This window comes from Clostridioides sp. LIBA-2809 (assembly GCF_056688965.1).
Genome location: NZ_CP197004.1, coordinates 1,418,942 through 1,435,376, shown reverse-complemented (window position 1 = coordinate 1,435,376; position 16,435 = coordinate 1,418,942). Strand labels below are relative to the sequence as shown.

At 29.8% G+C, this 16,435-nt stretch carries 13 protein-coding genes; all 13 read right to left on the bottom strand.

The genetic code is table 11. From position 1 onward, the window contains the following. Window positions 1-129: 129 nt before the first annotated feature. Window positions 130-1,671 carry a ribonuclease Y gene (gene rny, locus ACTG44_RS06905; RefSeq protein WP_021384070.1) on the bottom strand — a complete coding sequence of 514 codons (1,542 nt, stop codon included), beginning with the start codon at window positions 1,669-1,671 and terminating at the stop codon, window positions 130-132. 151 nt (window positions 1,672-1,822) lie between these two features. Next, on the bottom strand, window positions 1,823-2,893 hold the full coding sequence (gene recA, locus ACTG44_RS06900) for a recombinase RecA (RefSeq protein ID WP_021384069.1): 1,071 nt from the start codon (window positions 2,891-2,893) through the stop codon (window positions 1,823-1,825). A gap of 281 nt (window positions 2,894-3,174) precedes the next feature. Continuing rightward, window positions 3,175-3,717 carry a CDP-diacylglycerol--glycerol-3-phosphate 3-phosphatidyltransferase gene (pgsA, locus tag ACTG44_RS06895; protein ID WP_021384010.1) on the bottom strand — a complete coding sequence of 181 codons (543 nt, stop codon included), beginning with the start codon at window positions 3,715-3,717 and terminating at the stop codon, window positions 3,175-3,177. Then, window positions 3,704-5,038: a 30S ribosomal protein S12 methylthiotransferase RimO gene (gene rimO, locus ACTG44_RS06890; RefSeq protein WP_479921495.1), complete on the bottom strand. Its 1,335-nt coding sequence runs from the start codon at window positions 5,036-5,038 to the stop codon at window positions 3,704-3,706. Before rimO ends, pgsA begins: the two co-directional genes overlap by 14 nt. After that, the gene (gene mnmH / locus ACTG44_RS06885; RefSeq protein ID WP_021384002.1) at window positions 5,032-6,084 is read right to left on the bottom strand and encodes a tRNA 2-selenouridine(34) synthase MnmH; all 1,053 of its coding nucleotides are present in this window, start codon (window positions 6,082-6,084) and stop codon (window positions 5,032-5,034) included. Before mnmH ends, rimO begins: the two co-directional genes overlap by 7 nt. Before the next feature lie 2 nt (window positions 6,085-6,086). Further along, entirely contained in the window at window positions 6,087-8,498 is a 2,412-nt protein-coding gene (locus ACTG44_RS06880; protein ID WP_479920045.1) for an FtsK/SpoIIIE family DNA translocase, read from the bottom strand. A gap of 122 nt (window positions 8,499-8,620) precedes the next feature. After that, on the bottom strand, window positions 8,621-9,355 hold the full coding sequence (locus ACTG44_RS06875; protein ID WP_021384022.1) for a ClpP family protease: 735 nt from the start codon (window positions 9,353-9,355) through the stop codon (window positions 8,621-8,623). Between the two features lie 112 nt (window positions 9,356-9,467). Then, a complete protein-coding gene (dapG, locus tag ACTG44_RS06870; RefSeq protein ID WP_479921494.1) occupies window positions 9,468-10,691 on the bottom strand; it encodes an aspartate kinase in 1,224 nt (407 codons plus the stop codon). A gap of 9 nt (window positions 10,692-10,700) precedes the next feature. After that, complete coding sequence (locus ACTG44_RS06865) at window positions 10,701-10,946, bottom strand: YlmC/YmxH family sporulation protein (RefSeq protein WP_003419503.1); 246 nt, start codon at window positions 10,944-10,946, stop codon at window positions 10,701-10,703. A 35-nt stretch (window positions 10,947-10,981) separates the two neighbouring features. After that, window positions 10,982-12,229: a M16 family metallopeptidase gene (locus ACTG44_RS06860; RefSeq protein ID WP_479921493.1), complete on the bottom strand. Its 1,248-nt coding sequence runs from the start codon at window positions 12,227-12,229 to the stop codon at window positions 10,982-10,984. Between the two features lie 156 nt (window positions 12,230-12,385). Continuing rightward, entirely contained in the window at window positions 12,386-13,129 is a 744-nt protein-coding gene (locus tag ACTG44_RS06855; RefSeq protein ID WP_021384066.1) for a polysaccharide deacetylase family protein, read from the bottom strand. A gap of 187 nt (window positions 13,130-13,316) precedes the next feature. Next, window positions 13,317-15,428 carry a polyribonucleotide nucleotidyltransferase gene (pnp, locus tag ACTG44_RS06850; protein WP_021384017.1) on the bottom strand — a complete coding sequence of 704 codons (2,112 nt, stop codon included), beginning with the start codon at window positions 15,426-15,428 and terminating at the stop codon, window positions 13,317-13,319. A 123-nt stretch (window positions 15,429-15,551) separates the two neighbouring features. After that, the gene (locus ACTG44_RS06845; protein WP_021384058.1) at window positions 15,552-16,397 is read right to left on the bottom strand and encodes a DegV family protein; all 846 of its coding nucleotides are present in this window, start codon (window positions 16,395-16,397) and stop codon (window positions 15,552-15,554) included. Window positions 16,398-16,435 lie beyond the last annotated feature (38 nt).

Here is a 16,435-nt window from a genome sequence, read left to right as displayed (position 1 = left end):
CATTATATTAATTCCATATAATGGTAAATTAGTTTTTTTCAATTAAAAAGCCACAAGATATATTATCATATCTTGTGGCAAATCTAAATTTTTAAAAATATTTTTATTATTATTTAGATATTATTTCTTTTACTTTGCATACTCTATAGCTCTTGTTTCTCTTATTATACTTACTTTTATTTGTCCAGGATACTCAAGTTCATCCTCTATTTTCTTAGTCATATCTCTAGCTAATAAGTGTATTTCTTCATCATTTATAGCCTCTGGTTTTACCATTATTCTGATTTCTCTACCAGCTTGTATAGCAAATGATTTTTCTACACCTTCATATGAATTAGCTATTTCCTCTAGCTTTTCAAGTCTCTTTATATAAGCTTCTAAAGTTTCTCTTCTAGCACCAGGTCTAGCAGCTGATATTGCATCTGCTGCTGTAACTAATACAGCTTCTACAGTCTGAGGCTCGTAATCTCCATGATGAGTACTCATTGCATGTATAACTTCTTTAGACTCTTTATAACGTCTAAGTAAATCCATACCTATTTCAACATGTGTGCCTTCCATTTCATGGTCTACAGCCTTACCTATATCATGTAATAAACCTGCTCTTTTTGCTAATCTAATATCTGCTCCTATTTCAGCAGCCATTATACCAGCTATATGAGCAACTTCTATAGAGTGTTTAAGAACATTTTGTCCATAACTAGTTCTATAGTTAAGTCTACCTAATAATCTTATTAGTTCTGGATGAATTCCATGTACACTAGTTTCAAATGCAGCTTGTTCACCATATTCTTTTATAATATTGTCAACTTCTTTTCTTGCCTTTTCAACCATTTCTTCAATTCTAGCTGGATGTATTCTTCCATCTGCTATTAGTTTTTCTAGAGCAATCCTTGCAATCTCTCTTCTTATTGGATCAAAGCCTGATAAAATTACAGCTTCTGGAGTGTCATCTATTATAAGGTCTATACCTGTTAAAGTTTCTAAAGTCCTTATATTTCTACCTTCTCTACCAATTATTCTACCTTTCATTTCATCATTAGGTAAGTTTACTACTGTTACAGTAGTTTCAGCTACGTGATCTGCTGCACATTTTTGAATTGCATATCCTATAATTTCTCTTGATTTCTTATCAGCTTCTTCTTTAGCTTGACTTTCTATCTCTTTTATCATTATAGACATTTCACGTCTTACATCTCTCTCTGCATTTGTTAAAATTATTTCTTTAGCCTTATCAGAAGTAATTCCTGATATACTTTCTAATTTTTCCAATTGCTGAGATTTTATTACTTCAACTTCTTCTTCTTTCTTTTCAACTACCTTTAATTTTTCACTTAGGTTTAATTCTTTAGATTCTAAATTTTGTAATTTTCTATCTAAGACTTCTTCTTTTTGTACTACTCTTTTTTCATACTTTTGTACTTCTGTTCTTCTTTCTCTGTTTTCTCTTTCAGCTTCTGTTCTCCACTTATGGATCTCTTCTTTAGCTTCTAATAATTTTTCTTTTTGTACTGTTTCTGAGTCGTGGTGTGCTTTATCTATTATTTCTTTGGCCAAGTTTTCAGCTTGTCCAAGTTTTGCTTCAGATATATTCTTTCTAACAAAATATCCAGCTATAATACCAACAGCTGCACCTATTACAATAATTACTACACTATCTATGACATCCACCTCCTTCGTTAATAATCCCAAAATGTCATCACTATGATTAAAAAATATTCCTAATAATTAAAATTAAATTTAGATATTTTATCCTCACTTAATTTTATAATTTTTTCAACATTGTGTCAAGCTAATAGGGAGCGTGGCATGTCTTTAATTACTAGTTATTTTTTTGTATTTTTACTTCTTCTTCTACAATTTCTTTTGATACTGAGTTACTTGATTCTTCACTTTCTCCAGTTAAGTTGTAAAATGTTCTAACTTTCTCGTCTATTTCATTAGTTAAATCTAAATTATCTTCCAAGAATTTTTTAACATTTTCTCTTCCTTGTCCAAGTTTAGTATCATTGTAACTATACCATGAGCCTGATTTTTTAACTATATCTACATCAGCAGCTATATCCAGAAGGTCTCCAATTTTTGAAATACCCTCTCCATACATTATATCAAATTCAGCTTGTTTAAATGGTGGTGCTACTTTGTTTTTAACAACTTTGACTCTTGTTCTACTTCCTATGACTTTGTCACCTTGTTTTATTGTATCTATTTTTCTAACATCCAGTCTAACTGATGAGTAAAACTTTAGTGCACGTCCTCCAGTAGTAGTTTCTGGATTTCCAAACATTATTCCTACTTTCTCTCTTAACTGGTTTATAAATATAGCAACACAATTTGATTTTTTGATTGAACCAGTTAATTTTCTAAGTGCTTGAGACATAAGTCTAGCTTGTAAACCTACATGAGAATCACCCATATCTCCATCTATTTCAGCTTTTGGAACTAATGCTGCTACTGAGTCTATTACTATTATATCTATCGCTCCACTTCTTATTAATGCCTCTGCTATTTCTAAAGCTTGTTCACCTGTATCTGGTTGAGATATTATTAGGTTATCAACATCCACACCCAATGCTTTTGCATATACTGGGTCAAGTGCATGTTCTGCATCTATAAATGCGGCTATTCCGCCCTCTTTTTGAGCTGATGCTACACAACTAAGTGCGACAGTAGTTTTACCAGAAGATTCTGGTCCATATACTTCAACTATTCTCCCTCTAGGTAGACCTCCTATACCAATAGCTATATCTAAACCAATTGCTCCTGTTGATATAACATCTATAGACATAGACGTTGCTTCTCCCAATTTCATTACTGAACCTTTACCAAAATCTTTTTCAATTTTACCTAAAGCTTCATTCAACGCTTTTAATTTTTCTTGATCTACACTCATCTCTATACCATCCCTTCATTTATCTACAAACATTTGTTCTCTTGTTATATATTAATTATATAACATAAATCAAACCTAGTCAATTTAAAAACGCTACTAATGATTATATTTTTATTCATTACATTTTATTTATAAACCATTATTAATAATTATATACACAAAAGAAAATATTCTTAAAATGAAAAGAGGTATACTATAATAGTATACCCTTTTTTACATTTTTAAAATTTTAAGTTTTTATTTTTTATTAATTAAATAATTAATTTTTATTTATATTATTTTTATTTAGAGGACATAAAAAGCTCTTTATTTTTATATAGGTATTCCCATCCAGAATATAAGGTAAGTAGAGTTGCTATAAGTATGAGAATTCCACCTATATTTAATATTAATCCACTCTCAAACTGAGCCCCTAATAATAAAAATACTATTGACACCATCTGGGTTATCGTTTTAAGTTTTCCACTGTTGCCAGCTGCTATTACTTTTCCATCAGCTGCTGCTATAGCCCTTAATATGCTGACGGTAAGCTCCCTAGCTACTATTATAATTACCATCCAACTACTTACAAGATGATCTTCTATCATACATGTAAGTGCTGAAATAACTAATAGCTTATCTGCTAATGGGTCCATAAACTTTCCAAAGTCAGTAACTAAGTTGTATTTTCTAGCTATTTTTCCATCTAACGCATCAGTAATTGAAGCTATTATAAAAATAATACAAGCTATTAAAAACTTATTTGGTACATTGAGTAACATAATTAAAACAAATACTGGTATTAAAAAGATTCTAAACAAAGTTAATTTGTTAGGCAAGTTCATATAAAACATCTCCCATTAAATCGTATTCCATTGCATCATTTATTTGAACACTTACGAATTCTCCTATTTCAAGATTATCTACACTTTTTACATACACTATGCTGTCAATTTCTTCCGCATCACCCTGTGTTCTTCCTGTATATACATTATCTTCTATCTGTTCTTCTATCAATACATCATATGTCTTTCCTATTTTTTGCTCATTGAGTTCTTCAGATATTTTTTGTTGAATCATCATTAAAGTATCTCTTCTTTGTATCTTTACTTCTTCATCTATATGATTAGGTAATCTATCTGCTGGTGTATCTTCTTCCCTTGAATATGCAAATGCTCCAAGTCTATCAAACTTAACTTCTTTTACGAAGTCCACAAGTTGTTTAAAGTCGTCTTCTGTTTCACCAGGAAATCCTACTATTATCGTTGTTCTAAGTATTGCATCTGGTATATTGCTTCTTATAAGATTAATTTTATTTAATATATCTTCTTTACTAGTTTTTCTATTCATTAATTTTAAAATATTATTACTTGCATGTTGAATTGGCATGTCAAAGTAACTACATATATTATCATGCTTTTTTATAACTTGTACTAATTCTTCTGTTATAGATTCTGGATATGAATACATAACTCTTATCCACTTAAATCCATCTATTTTTGCAAGTTCTTCTAAAAGTTCTGGCAATTTTTCTTTTCCATATAAATCAAAACCATATTTTGTTGTATCTTGCGCTATAACTACAAGTTCTTTTACTCCAGATTCAGCTAGTTTATTAGCTTCTTTAATTATATCTTCAAATTTTCTACTTCTATATTTACCTCTTAATTTTGGTATTATACAATAAGTACAATTATTAGAACATCCTTCTCCAATTTTTAAATATGCCATATAACTAGGTGTAGATAGGTATCTTGGTAAATCTTCATTAAACACAAACTCTATATCATCAAGACTTACAATTTGATGTTTTTCACTTAATTCTTTAAGTATCTCATCTATGTTCTGATAGCTTCCTGTACCTACTATAGCATCTATTTCTGGAATTTCAGATTTTAATTCTTCAGAATATCTTTGTGCCAAACATCCTGTTACTATCAGTAACTTTAAGTTTCCAGTTTGTTTTAATTCAGCAAATTCTATTATTGTATCTATTGATTCTTGTTTAGCTGATTCTATAAACCCACATGTGTTTACTATGATTACATCAGCTTCTTCAAAATCTCCAATTAATTTATAGCCTTTTTTATTTAAAATTCCCATCATTATTTCTGCATCCACTAAATTTTTTGAGCATCCTAATGATTCTAATGCTATTTTTAACATTCCTTATCTCCTTCCAATATGCTCTCATATAAGTCTATAACATCTTCTAAAGCTTTTTGTGTATCATTAAAACTTATAACTTTATTGTACTTATATTTCTCTACTGAATGCATATAAAGTGGGTCGTAGTATTCTAAAAGGTATCTTTTTACAAGCTCTTTATATTTACCTGATTCTAATAATTCAATATAATCATCTACTACTTTATGACCCAATCTTTTTCTAAATTTATTTATACATTCTTTTAAGACCTCTATATTATCCTTATCATAAATATAGTCTCTACAAAGTCTATTAACTCTATTTTCAATATTACATTCTAATAGTATATGATGTCCTTCTCGTATCATTGCATCAAAAATCTCATTTGGAACTGTGACACTTCCAACTCGTTTACTTTCACTTTCAACAAATATATAATTCTTCTTTGAGAAAAATATACTTTCAAACAACTTAGTTTCAAAATTCTTTTGAGATGGCGGCTTTTTATCAAATGTTATAAAACCAAAAGTAGAACCACTATTTTTAGCTATACCTTCCAAATCCAGTACATCTATTCCTTTTTCCTCTAATAGATGTAATAAATCAGTCTTTCCTACCCCAGTCAATCCATGAACAGATACAAAGTTTTTTGTATCCATTACATTCCTTAAATACTCTAAAACAAAGTTTCTATATGCCTTATATCCACCTTCAAGTTGATATACATTTACACCTAATGAGGATAATACATTTACTATACTTCCACTTCTCATACCACCTCTTGCACAATATATAACGATATTATCATAATTTGTTGCAAGATTTGCTGCTTGTAGATACATATCTTTTAACTTATACGAGACATAGTCAAAACCCTTTTGTATTGCTTCATGTTTTCCTTGCATTTTGTAGATTGTTCCAACTTCATTATGCTCATTATTTTTAAAAATAGGCATATTAATTGCATTTAATATATGGTCTTCTTCATATTCACCTTCTGTTCTTACATCTACAAATATTACTTTATCTAGCTTAAGTGCTTCTTCTATTTTTATAACTGACAATTCTATTCACCTTCTAAATTCTGCAAATCTTGTTTGCTTATTAATACCTTTCTTGGTTTACTTCCCTCGCTTGCTCCAATTATTCCTCTTTCTTCCATAGAATCTATAAGTCTAGCTGCTCTATTAAATCCTATTTTAAATCTTCTTTGTAACATAGAAGCAGATGCTTGACCACTCTCCACGACAAATTCTATGGCTTCACTCAAGAATTCATCCTCATCGCTACTCTTTGAAGTATTAACCTTAGATATAGTTTCAATTATATCTTCTTCGTATTTTATTCCATCTTTAACCTGACTTTTTACGAAATCAATTACTTTTTCTGACTCACTCTCTGATATGAATGCACCTTGAAGTCTAACTGGCTTTGCTGCTCCAAGTGGGTAAAACAACATATCTCCTTTACCTAGAAGTTTCTCTGCACCACCCATATCAAGTATTGTTCTTGAATCAGTTTGAGATGATACTGCAAATGCTATTCTAGATGGTATATTAGCTTTTATAACTCCTGTTATAACGTCAACAGATGGTCTTTGAGTTGCTACAATCAAGTGCATTCCAGCAGCTCTTGCCATTTGAGCTAGTCTACAAATATAGTCTTCTACATCATTTGCACTTGCCATCATTAAGTCTGCCAACTCGTCTATTATTATTACTATTTTAGGTAATTTTTCTTCTGATTTTTCATTATAGCTTGTTACATCCTTTACTTGAGCATCTGCAAATAGTTTATATCTTCTATTCATCTCAGTAACTGCCCAGTTTAAAGCATTAGCTGCCTTTTTAGGGTCAGTAACTACTGGTATTAGTAGATGTGGTATTCCATTATAATTTGCAAGTTCAACTACTTTTGGGTCTATTAATAGTAATTTTACTTCATCAGGATTTGCTTTATATAATATACTACTTATTAATGTGTTTACGCATACACTCTTCCCTGAACCTGTAGAACCAGCTATTAGTAAGTGTGGCATCTTACCTATATCTCCAATTATAATTTTACCTGCTACATCTTTTCCAAGTCCCATTGCAAGAGGAGAATTAAAACTATTGAATTCTTCACTTTCTAGAACTTCTCTTACTCCAACCATTTGAGCCTCTTCATTTGGAACTTCTATTCCAATTGCACTTTTCCCAGGAATCGGTGCTTCAATTCTTATGCTTTTAGCTGCTAGGCTTAAAGCTATATCATCAGTTAAATTTACAATTTTACTTACTTTAACACCAGGGCTTGGCTGTATCTCATATCTCGTTATAGTAGGTCCAACTGTAACTTGATTAATTTTCGCTTCTACTCCAAAATCCGATAGTGTCTTTTCTAAAAGAGAAGCATTTTTTAATACTTTCTTTTTACCATTTTCATCAGATTTCTTGTTTACTTTATTTAAAAGCTCAATACTAGGCTTTTTGTAGTTTGAATAATCCTCATTAACTGACTCTGCTATAATGCTCATAGGTTGAGTTTTTTCTATATTCAAGTTCGGTTTGTTTATATCAACTTTTTTTTCTGGTTTAGTATCTACAACTGGACTTTCATTTGTAGCTTTTTGTAATTCTTTTAAAACATCTAACTCTGGCATACTTTGAGTACCTTCTAATATTTCTAAATACTCGTCTTCTGCTTTATTAAATCCAACTATTTTGATAGTCTTATCATCTACACCATCAGTATTCTCTTCTTCAAAATATTCCTCTTCTTCATCCTCATTATTGCGACCTTTTGACATTAACCCTTTAAAGAATCCTGGTTTCTTATTTATAGTAGTATCATCTACTTCGTCAGTCATCATATCTATTGCAGATTTCTTCATATTTGCAATTTTATCTTTAAATGTTAAATTGCTATCTTTTGATGCTTTAGATTTTGATTTTGCATTGGATACCAAGTCTTTTATAGAAATATTAAATATAAACATGATAGAAAGTATAAGGGCAAATATGCTTATTAACCATCCACCTGCTATACCAAATATTTTACTCATATAATAAGCAATCGTAGTTGCTATCAAGCCACTACCTTGTCCACTTACACCCATTTTCATAATATCATCAAACATGTTACCTTTTAGTGGGCTATCTACAGGAAGAGTTCCTGCATTTAATAATCCATAAAATACAAATATAAATAAAATAATTATGTAGTATAATTTAGTCTTTCTTAGCCTATATATATATTCATTTCCATCAAAAAATCCTAAAAGTCCTGTTATGATTACTATAAATGGTATTGCTATAGAAAGCCCTCCAAATAGTCCTTTAAAAAGATTCTGCATTAACACAGGTATCCATCCCATAGAGTTAGAATTTAAACTATATAATAAAAATACACCTACAAATATTGTTATTAAATTATGATATTCTGCGTTAAAACTTAAGGTATTTACCTTCTTTTTTTTCTTCTTTTTCGTGGCCATTAATATCACTCCTTATTTTTAGCAAGTTTTACCCCTTCACAGCAAAAAGTGCTAATGCCTTAACACTAACACTCCTACTTTATTACATCATTATATCATAAATTTTATTATTTAAACAAACTTTAATCATTATTTTTTTCTTCGTCAGATTCTTTTATAAGCTCTTTTAATTTTTTAAGAGCTTCCTTCAATCCTCCAACTTCATCTATAAGCCCATAATCTACTGCTTCTTTTCCTATTAATACACTACCGACATCACTTATAAGCTCATCTTTTTCATGCATAAGTTTCTCAAGTACATCTTTTTTAATATTTGAGGTTCTTATTATAAATTGAATTATTCTATCTTGCATCTTTTTAAAATACTCAAAAGTTTCATTTATACCAATCACAAGACCAGTAGTTCTCACAGGATGTATAATCATGGTTGCTGTTGGTGCTATAAATGAGTAATCTCCTGCTGTAGCAAGAGGAACACCTATACTATGGCTTCCACCTAAAACAAGAGTAACTACTTTTTTAGATGTACTGTTTAAAAGTTCTGCAATAGCTAGACCTGCCTCAATATCTCCTCCAACAGTGTTTAAAACTACTAGTACTCCTTTAATATCATTACTTTCCTCAATTGAGTATAACATTGGAATTATATGTTCATATTTTGTAGCTTTTTTTTGAGGATTTCCTATAAAATGTCCTTCAATTTCTCCAATTATGGTTATACACTGAGTATCCTTAGAGGGTTGAAGTGGCATTTCATTAGTCCCAAATTGCTTTATACATTCTCTTTCTTCACAACTAGATTCTCTTCTACAACTATCTTTATCAAATGTTTCATTATCTTCTCTATAATCTTTCATAAAAAAACTCCTATCAAAATCATATTTAACTTAGTTTTACCAAATAAATCAAATATATTAAGATATACATAAAATTATTAAAATTTGAATAAAAATAATTGTATTATAGTATTTATTTTACATAAAATTGTTGATGTATTGCATGTACTGCTGTGTGCATATCTTCTTCACTAACTAAACAAGATATAGTCATATTTGAGTCTGATGTTTGTAAAAGAGATACTCCTGCCTTTGATAAGCCTCTAACTACCTTTGACATGATACCAGACATTTCATCTGCGATTCTTGAACATATCAATGTAACTTTAGCACAATCTCTATTTACTTCATAATCTAATTCAAATTTATCTAGTATCTCTTTTAATGCTTTTATATCAGCATCTTCAATAACAAATGCTTTTTCTGATATAAAGAAGTTTATCATATCTATATTTATAAGTTTATTTTCTATCTCATTTAATACTTCTGTAAACACTTCTTCTGCTGATTTAATCTTAACTTGCGCTACACTATCTTTATTTGCAACAGCAACGTTAAAGTCTTTTTCTTGTTCATATTCTATATTTTCTTCTAAGTGTCTACATAAAGAACCTATTTTTGTCCCTTCAAAAGTTGGGTTCATTGTATTTTTTATAGCTAAAGTTATATTTCCACTTTTAGCTAATTGTACTGCTCTTGGGTGTATTACCTTTGCACCTTTGTCAGCCATTTGGAATACTTCTTCATAATCTATAAAACTTAATACTTTAGCATTTGGTTCTACTCTAGGGTCTGCTGTCATTATACCATCTACATCAGTATAAATTTCAACTGTTTCACATTCCAAAGCTTTACCAATAGCAACTGCTGACGTATCACTTCCTCCTCTTCCAAGAGTAGTTATTTCTCCATCATCTGTTACACCTTGGAATCCAGCTATAACTACAACTTTCCCATTATCTAAAGCTCTTTTTACTTTCTTAGGATTTATATATTTTATTTTTGCATTAGAATATTCATCACTTGTAATTATACCTGCTTGTTGACCAGTAAAGAAAACAGATTCTATACCTTGTGCATTCAATAAATTAGCAAGAATTGTTCCTGATATTATTTCACCACAAGACATTATTAAATCAAGCTCCCTTTTATTTGGTTCATCGTTTACTGCACTACACAAGTTTATAAGTGTGTCTGTTGCATATGGAGCTCCTTTTCTACCCATTGCTGAAACTACTAGTACTAATTGTAATTCTTCACCATTCTCTTTGTATGCTTTTACTATTTTACATACTTCATTCATTTTTTCATATGATTCTACTGATGTCCCACCAAACTTTTGCACTAAAATACTCATTTTTTCCTCCTAAATATATCCCTCATATTCTATAATTATCATGTCATTACCTATTTTTTTTACATTTCTCCATGGTACTTCTAAAAATGACTTATCTTTTCTTCTGGCAAAAAAACCTTTTTCTTTTGGAATTAAAAGCGCTAATATACCGCCTGTAGTTTCATCTAGTATAAGGTCACATTCTCCAATGACCCCCAATCTTTCTCCTGTGACCAAGTTAACTATTTCCTTACCTGCTATTTCAGATAAATTCATATTTTATTACCTCCAGAGATTTACTTTTTAAGATATCAATCCAAATGTAGAATATTTTCTACATCTCTTCCAACTATACATGTACCAATATTTTCGATATTGAATACCTTATCAACAACTTTCTTTACTAAATTGATATCAACATTATTTATACACTCAAGTATTTCATCTGTAGTTTTTACTTTTTTACTAAGTAACATAGATTTACCAGTAGACATCATTCTACTGCTAGTACTTTCTAAATCCAATATATAATTGCCTTTTAATTGTTCCTTACTTTCATATATTTCTTTTTCTGTAAGATAGTTTTTCCTTATGTTTTCAATTTCCTCTTTTATTAAATTATAAACATTTTTCAGATTTTCTGTACTCATACTTGCAAATATGCCTAATTCTCCACATTTTCTGTATAATGTCTGTGATGAGTATATGGAATATACTAAACCTTTTTCCTCCCTTATTTTCTGAAAAAGTCTTGAGCTTATACTTCCACCAAAAATATTATTTACTACTGCCATTGAATATACTTCGTCATCATTTTCAAATGGAATACCTTTTAAGCACATAGCTAAGTTTACCTGTTCAGTATCTTTATTTTTTGATATAAAACAAGGATTGAATTTAGCCTCGTTTATTTCTATATTCAATTTTTTCTTTTCCCAGTGTCCAAATTTCGATTTGATTTTATCTACTATATCATCAAAATTAAAGTTTCCAGCTATAGAAATAACAGCGTTATTTGGAATATAATACTTGTTTAAGTATTCTAACATTGATTCCCTAGTTATATTGTATAGAGAATCTTTTGTCCCAATTATATTCATTCCTAAACCATCATTAGCATATATATTTTCTACTAATAAATCATAAGATAAGTCATCTGGAGAATCTTCATACATCTTAAGTTCTTCCAATATTATAAGTCTTTCCTTATCTATATCATTTTTATCAAATTTAGAATTTAGTATCATATCACTTAATACATCAATTCCTGTATCTATATGCTCATCTATTAATTTTACATAATAACATGTACATTCTTTACTTGTAAATGCATTTATTTGCCCACCCAAATTGTCTATTGAACTAGCAATCTCCTTTGATGTTCTGTTTTTGGTTCCTTTAAACATCATATGCTCTATAAAATGAGAAGTTCCACTCACCTGTGCTTCTTCTATCCTAGAGCCTGCATTTATCCAAATACCTAATGTTATTGACTTTAGATATGGTATTTCTTCACCAATTATTGTAAGCCCATTTTCCAGTATTTTTGTCTTATACATTACATTCTCCTAAAAATTTATTCTTTGTTTTATATTGGATTATTGAAAACACTATATTTTAATTATATTTATTTTTATATGTATTACATTATAAGTCAGTCTTTTAATTAATTCAACTACAACTTATACAATCTTAATCAAATATTTACACTTTGTCTATTTAAAAACATCACTGAGTTTACCTGGTTTTAATCCTTTCTCCCTTACAATTGCTATAATATCATCTATACATTTTGTCGTTGCATCGGTTGGGTGCATTAAGATTATACTATTATCTTTAATATCTTTTTTCTTCATTCTATCAATTATTACTTCTGGTTGGTCTTTATACTTCCAGTCTATAGTGTCAGCATCCCATTTTATTGAGGTATATCCTAATGCTTTAGCTGCTTTTACTGTCTCTGGACCGAAAGAACCTGCTGGTGCTTGAAAAAATTTAGTTTTTTCACCTATGATTTCTTCAATTATTTTTTTAGATGTCTCTATTTGTTCATAATTATCTTCATATGATAATGTCGAATAATCTAAATGTTTGTATCCATGATTGCCTATTTCATGTCCCTGTTTTTTTATCTTTAATAATTCATCCTTATTCTTTTCTGCCCACTTACCTGTTACATTAAAAGTAATTTTTACATCTTCCTTTTTAAGAGTCTCTAAAATAGATTCCACATACTCTGTTTCCCATCCAAGGTCTATATTACAAGTTAATGCAACATATCCACTTTTATCTTTTGTGCCTCTTTCATATGGTAAATCTACCCCATTAAAGAAGTTGAATACTGGTTTATTATTAAACATTTTTAATACCATTACTCCTCCTGATAGCCCTAATAATAAAACTAAAATTAGTATTATTATTTTCTTGAGTTTACTCTTGTTAAGTACCATCATTATCATTAAAACTCCCCCTAATTATGTACAAATTGTTTCTTATTTAATACTATTAAAAGAAAGCTTTATTTATGCACTAAATATGATGTAAATACTTTTTTACATGTCAATATAATATATATCATTTAAGAAGATATATATTTACATTAAAAAAAGCAAAATCATAAGATTTTGCCTTTAATTATTTATTATATTATTTATTTTTATGTTCTGGTTTTGGTAAAAGAACTTTTCTTGATAAATTAACTCTTCCTTTTTCATCTATTTCTGTAACTTTAACTTCAACTTCATCTCCTATATTTAATACATCTTCAACTTTAGCAACTCTTTCATGAGCTATATGAGATATATGAAGTAATCCTTCTTTTCCTGGAAGTATTTCAATAAATGCACCAAAGTTCATTATTCTGCTTACTTTACCTTTATAAGTTTTTCCTACTTCTGGTTCGATTACTATATTATTTATAAGTTCTTGAGCTTTCTTAATCATATCAATCTCAATACCTGATATAAATACTTCTCCAGTTTGTTCGATATCTATCTTAACTCCAGTTTCATCTATTATCTTAGTTATTATCTTTCCACCAGGTCCTATTACATCCTTTATTTTATCAGGATTTATTTGCATTTTAACAATCTTAGGTGCATATGGTGAAAGTTCTGGTTTTGGTTGAGATATAGTTTTTCTCATTTCTCCTAGTATATGGATTCTACCTTCTTTAGCTTGTTTTAAAGCTCTTTGTAGAATTTCCTTATCTATACCATCTATTTTTATGTCCATTTGTATTGCTGTTATACCATATTCTGTACCAGCTACTTTAAAGTCCATATCTCCTAAATGGTCTTCCATACCTTGTATATCTGAAAGTACTGCAACCTTACCATCATGTTTTATAAGTCCCATAGCTATACCTGCAACCATATCTTTTATAGGTACACCTGCATCAAGTAAAGATAATGTTGAGCCACATACACTTGCTTGAGATGTAGAACCATTTGAACTTAATACCTCAGAAACTAATCTAATAGCATAAGGGAAGTCTTCTTGAGATGGTATTACTGGTAATAAAGCTCTTTCTGCTAAAGCACCATGTCCTATTTCTCTTCTTCCTGGTCCTCTTGATGGTCTAGCTTCCCCAACACTATATGCTGGGAAATTATAATGATGCATATATCTCTTATTTTCTTCTTCATCTAATCCATCTAACTTTTGAACATCTCCTAAAGCACCTAAAGTAGCCACATTAAGTACTTGAGTTTGACCTCTAGTAAATATAGCTGAACCATGAGCTCTAGGTATCATACCAGTTTCACACCATATAGGTCTTATTTCTTCTAATTTTCTATTATCTGGTCTTACATTTTCATGTACTATAAGCTTTCTTACTTCTTCTTTTATTATATCTTGTAATACTTCTTCTATATCTCCAATATAATCTTCAAAATCTTCAAGAGTTTCTTCAAAGTGAGCTAAAGTTTCTTCTTTAACTCTATCCATATTTTCCATTCTCTCTAATTTTTCAAAAGTTTGAACTGCTTCTTTCATCTTATCAGTTGCAAATTCACGAACTAATTGAGTTATTTCTTCTCCTGCATGGTACAATTCAACGTCTAATTTTTCTTTTCCAACTTCTGCAACTATACCGTCTATAAACTCAACTACTTTTTTGATTTCTTGATGTGCAAATAAAATAGCCTCTAACATCACATCATCAGGAACTTCATCTGCTCCTGCTTCAACCATCATTATTGCTTCTTTTGTACCTGAAACAACTAAGTGCATTGAACTTTTTTCTCTTTGTTCTGCATTTGGATTTACAACAAAGGCACCATCTACAAGACCAACACATACTGAACCAGTTGGTCCATTAAATGGTATGTCTGATATAGAAAGGGCTATAGAAGAACCTATCATTGCGACTATATCTGGTGTGCAGTCTTGGTCTACTGATAAAACAGTTGCAACTACCTGAACATCATTTCTAAATCCTTTTGGGAATAATGGTCTTATTGGTCTATCTATCAATCTTGATGTAAGTATCGCTTTTTCTGAAGGCTTACCTTCTCTTTTTAAAAAGCCTCCTGGTATCTTACCTACAGAGTATAATTTTTCTTCATAATCTACACTTAAAGGAAAGAAGTCTATTCCGTCTCTAGGTTTAGCCGATTTAGTTGTATTCACCATTACCATACTATCACTGTATCTAACTATACAGCTACCACTAGTCATTTCACAAATTTTTCCTATTTCTACAGAAAGTTCTCTTCCTGCAAAATCCATTTTAAATATTTTATGTTCAAACATTAATGCTTGTCCTCCTCTTATTAAAAACACGTATATCACTCTATTTACTATATTATCAAAAATACTATAAATTAACAATATAAAATTATCTTTACACATATATGCAAAAAGCTTATATTACTACTAATTAGAGCAACTTATAGCTAATATATCTGGCCCTGTATGAGAGCAAATAGAAACGCCTCCTCGAGTAAATAACACTCTTCTTGCTTTTATTCTTTTGTTTACTTCTTCTTTTAATATTTCACAATCATGAAGATTATCTCCACAACCTATCGTAACAATTTTTCCTTCTAAAGACCCTTCATTCATCTCTAATATTATATCAACCAATTTACTTGCTATATTCTTTACTCCTCTAACCTTATTTACTAACTTAGCTTCCCCATTATCAAAGAAAAATATAGGCTTTATATTCAACATATTTCCTATCAAAGCAGTTGCCACTGGAACCCTTCCGCTTTGTTTTAAAAAATCAAGTGTATATGGTGCGAAAAGTAATCTCACACTACTACGAGTATTTTCTAATTCTTCTATAATTTCTTCAAATGCCAATCCTTCTTCAAGAAGTTCACATGCTTTTATAACATATTGTCCACTACCAAGAGATAAGTTTCGAGTATCAAATATATGTATTTTTTCATTTTCATCTACATCATTTTTAGCTATCATAGCACTTTGAAAAGTCCCTGATGCATTTGCTGCTCCTGTCATGCAGATTATATGGTATCCATCTTCTACAAACCTATCAAATACTTCCTTAAACTCCATATATGTAGCCTGTGATGTTTTAGGTATTTGCTTAATTTCTTTTACTTTTTTATAAAACTCTTCTTTATTTATATCTACTCCTTCTATATATTCTCTATCATTAAAAATAACTGTAAGTGGAACTATTTCTATATAATCTTTTTCTGATATTTCATCTGGAATATCACATAAACTATCACATACTAACTTTATTTTCAAAATAATATCCTCCTTATTCCAACTAATTATACTGTTAT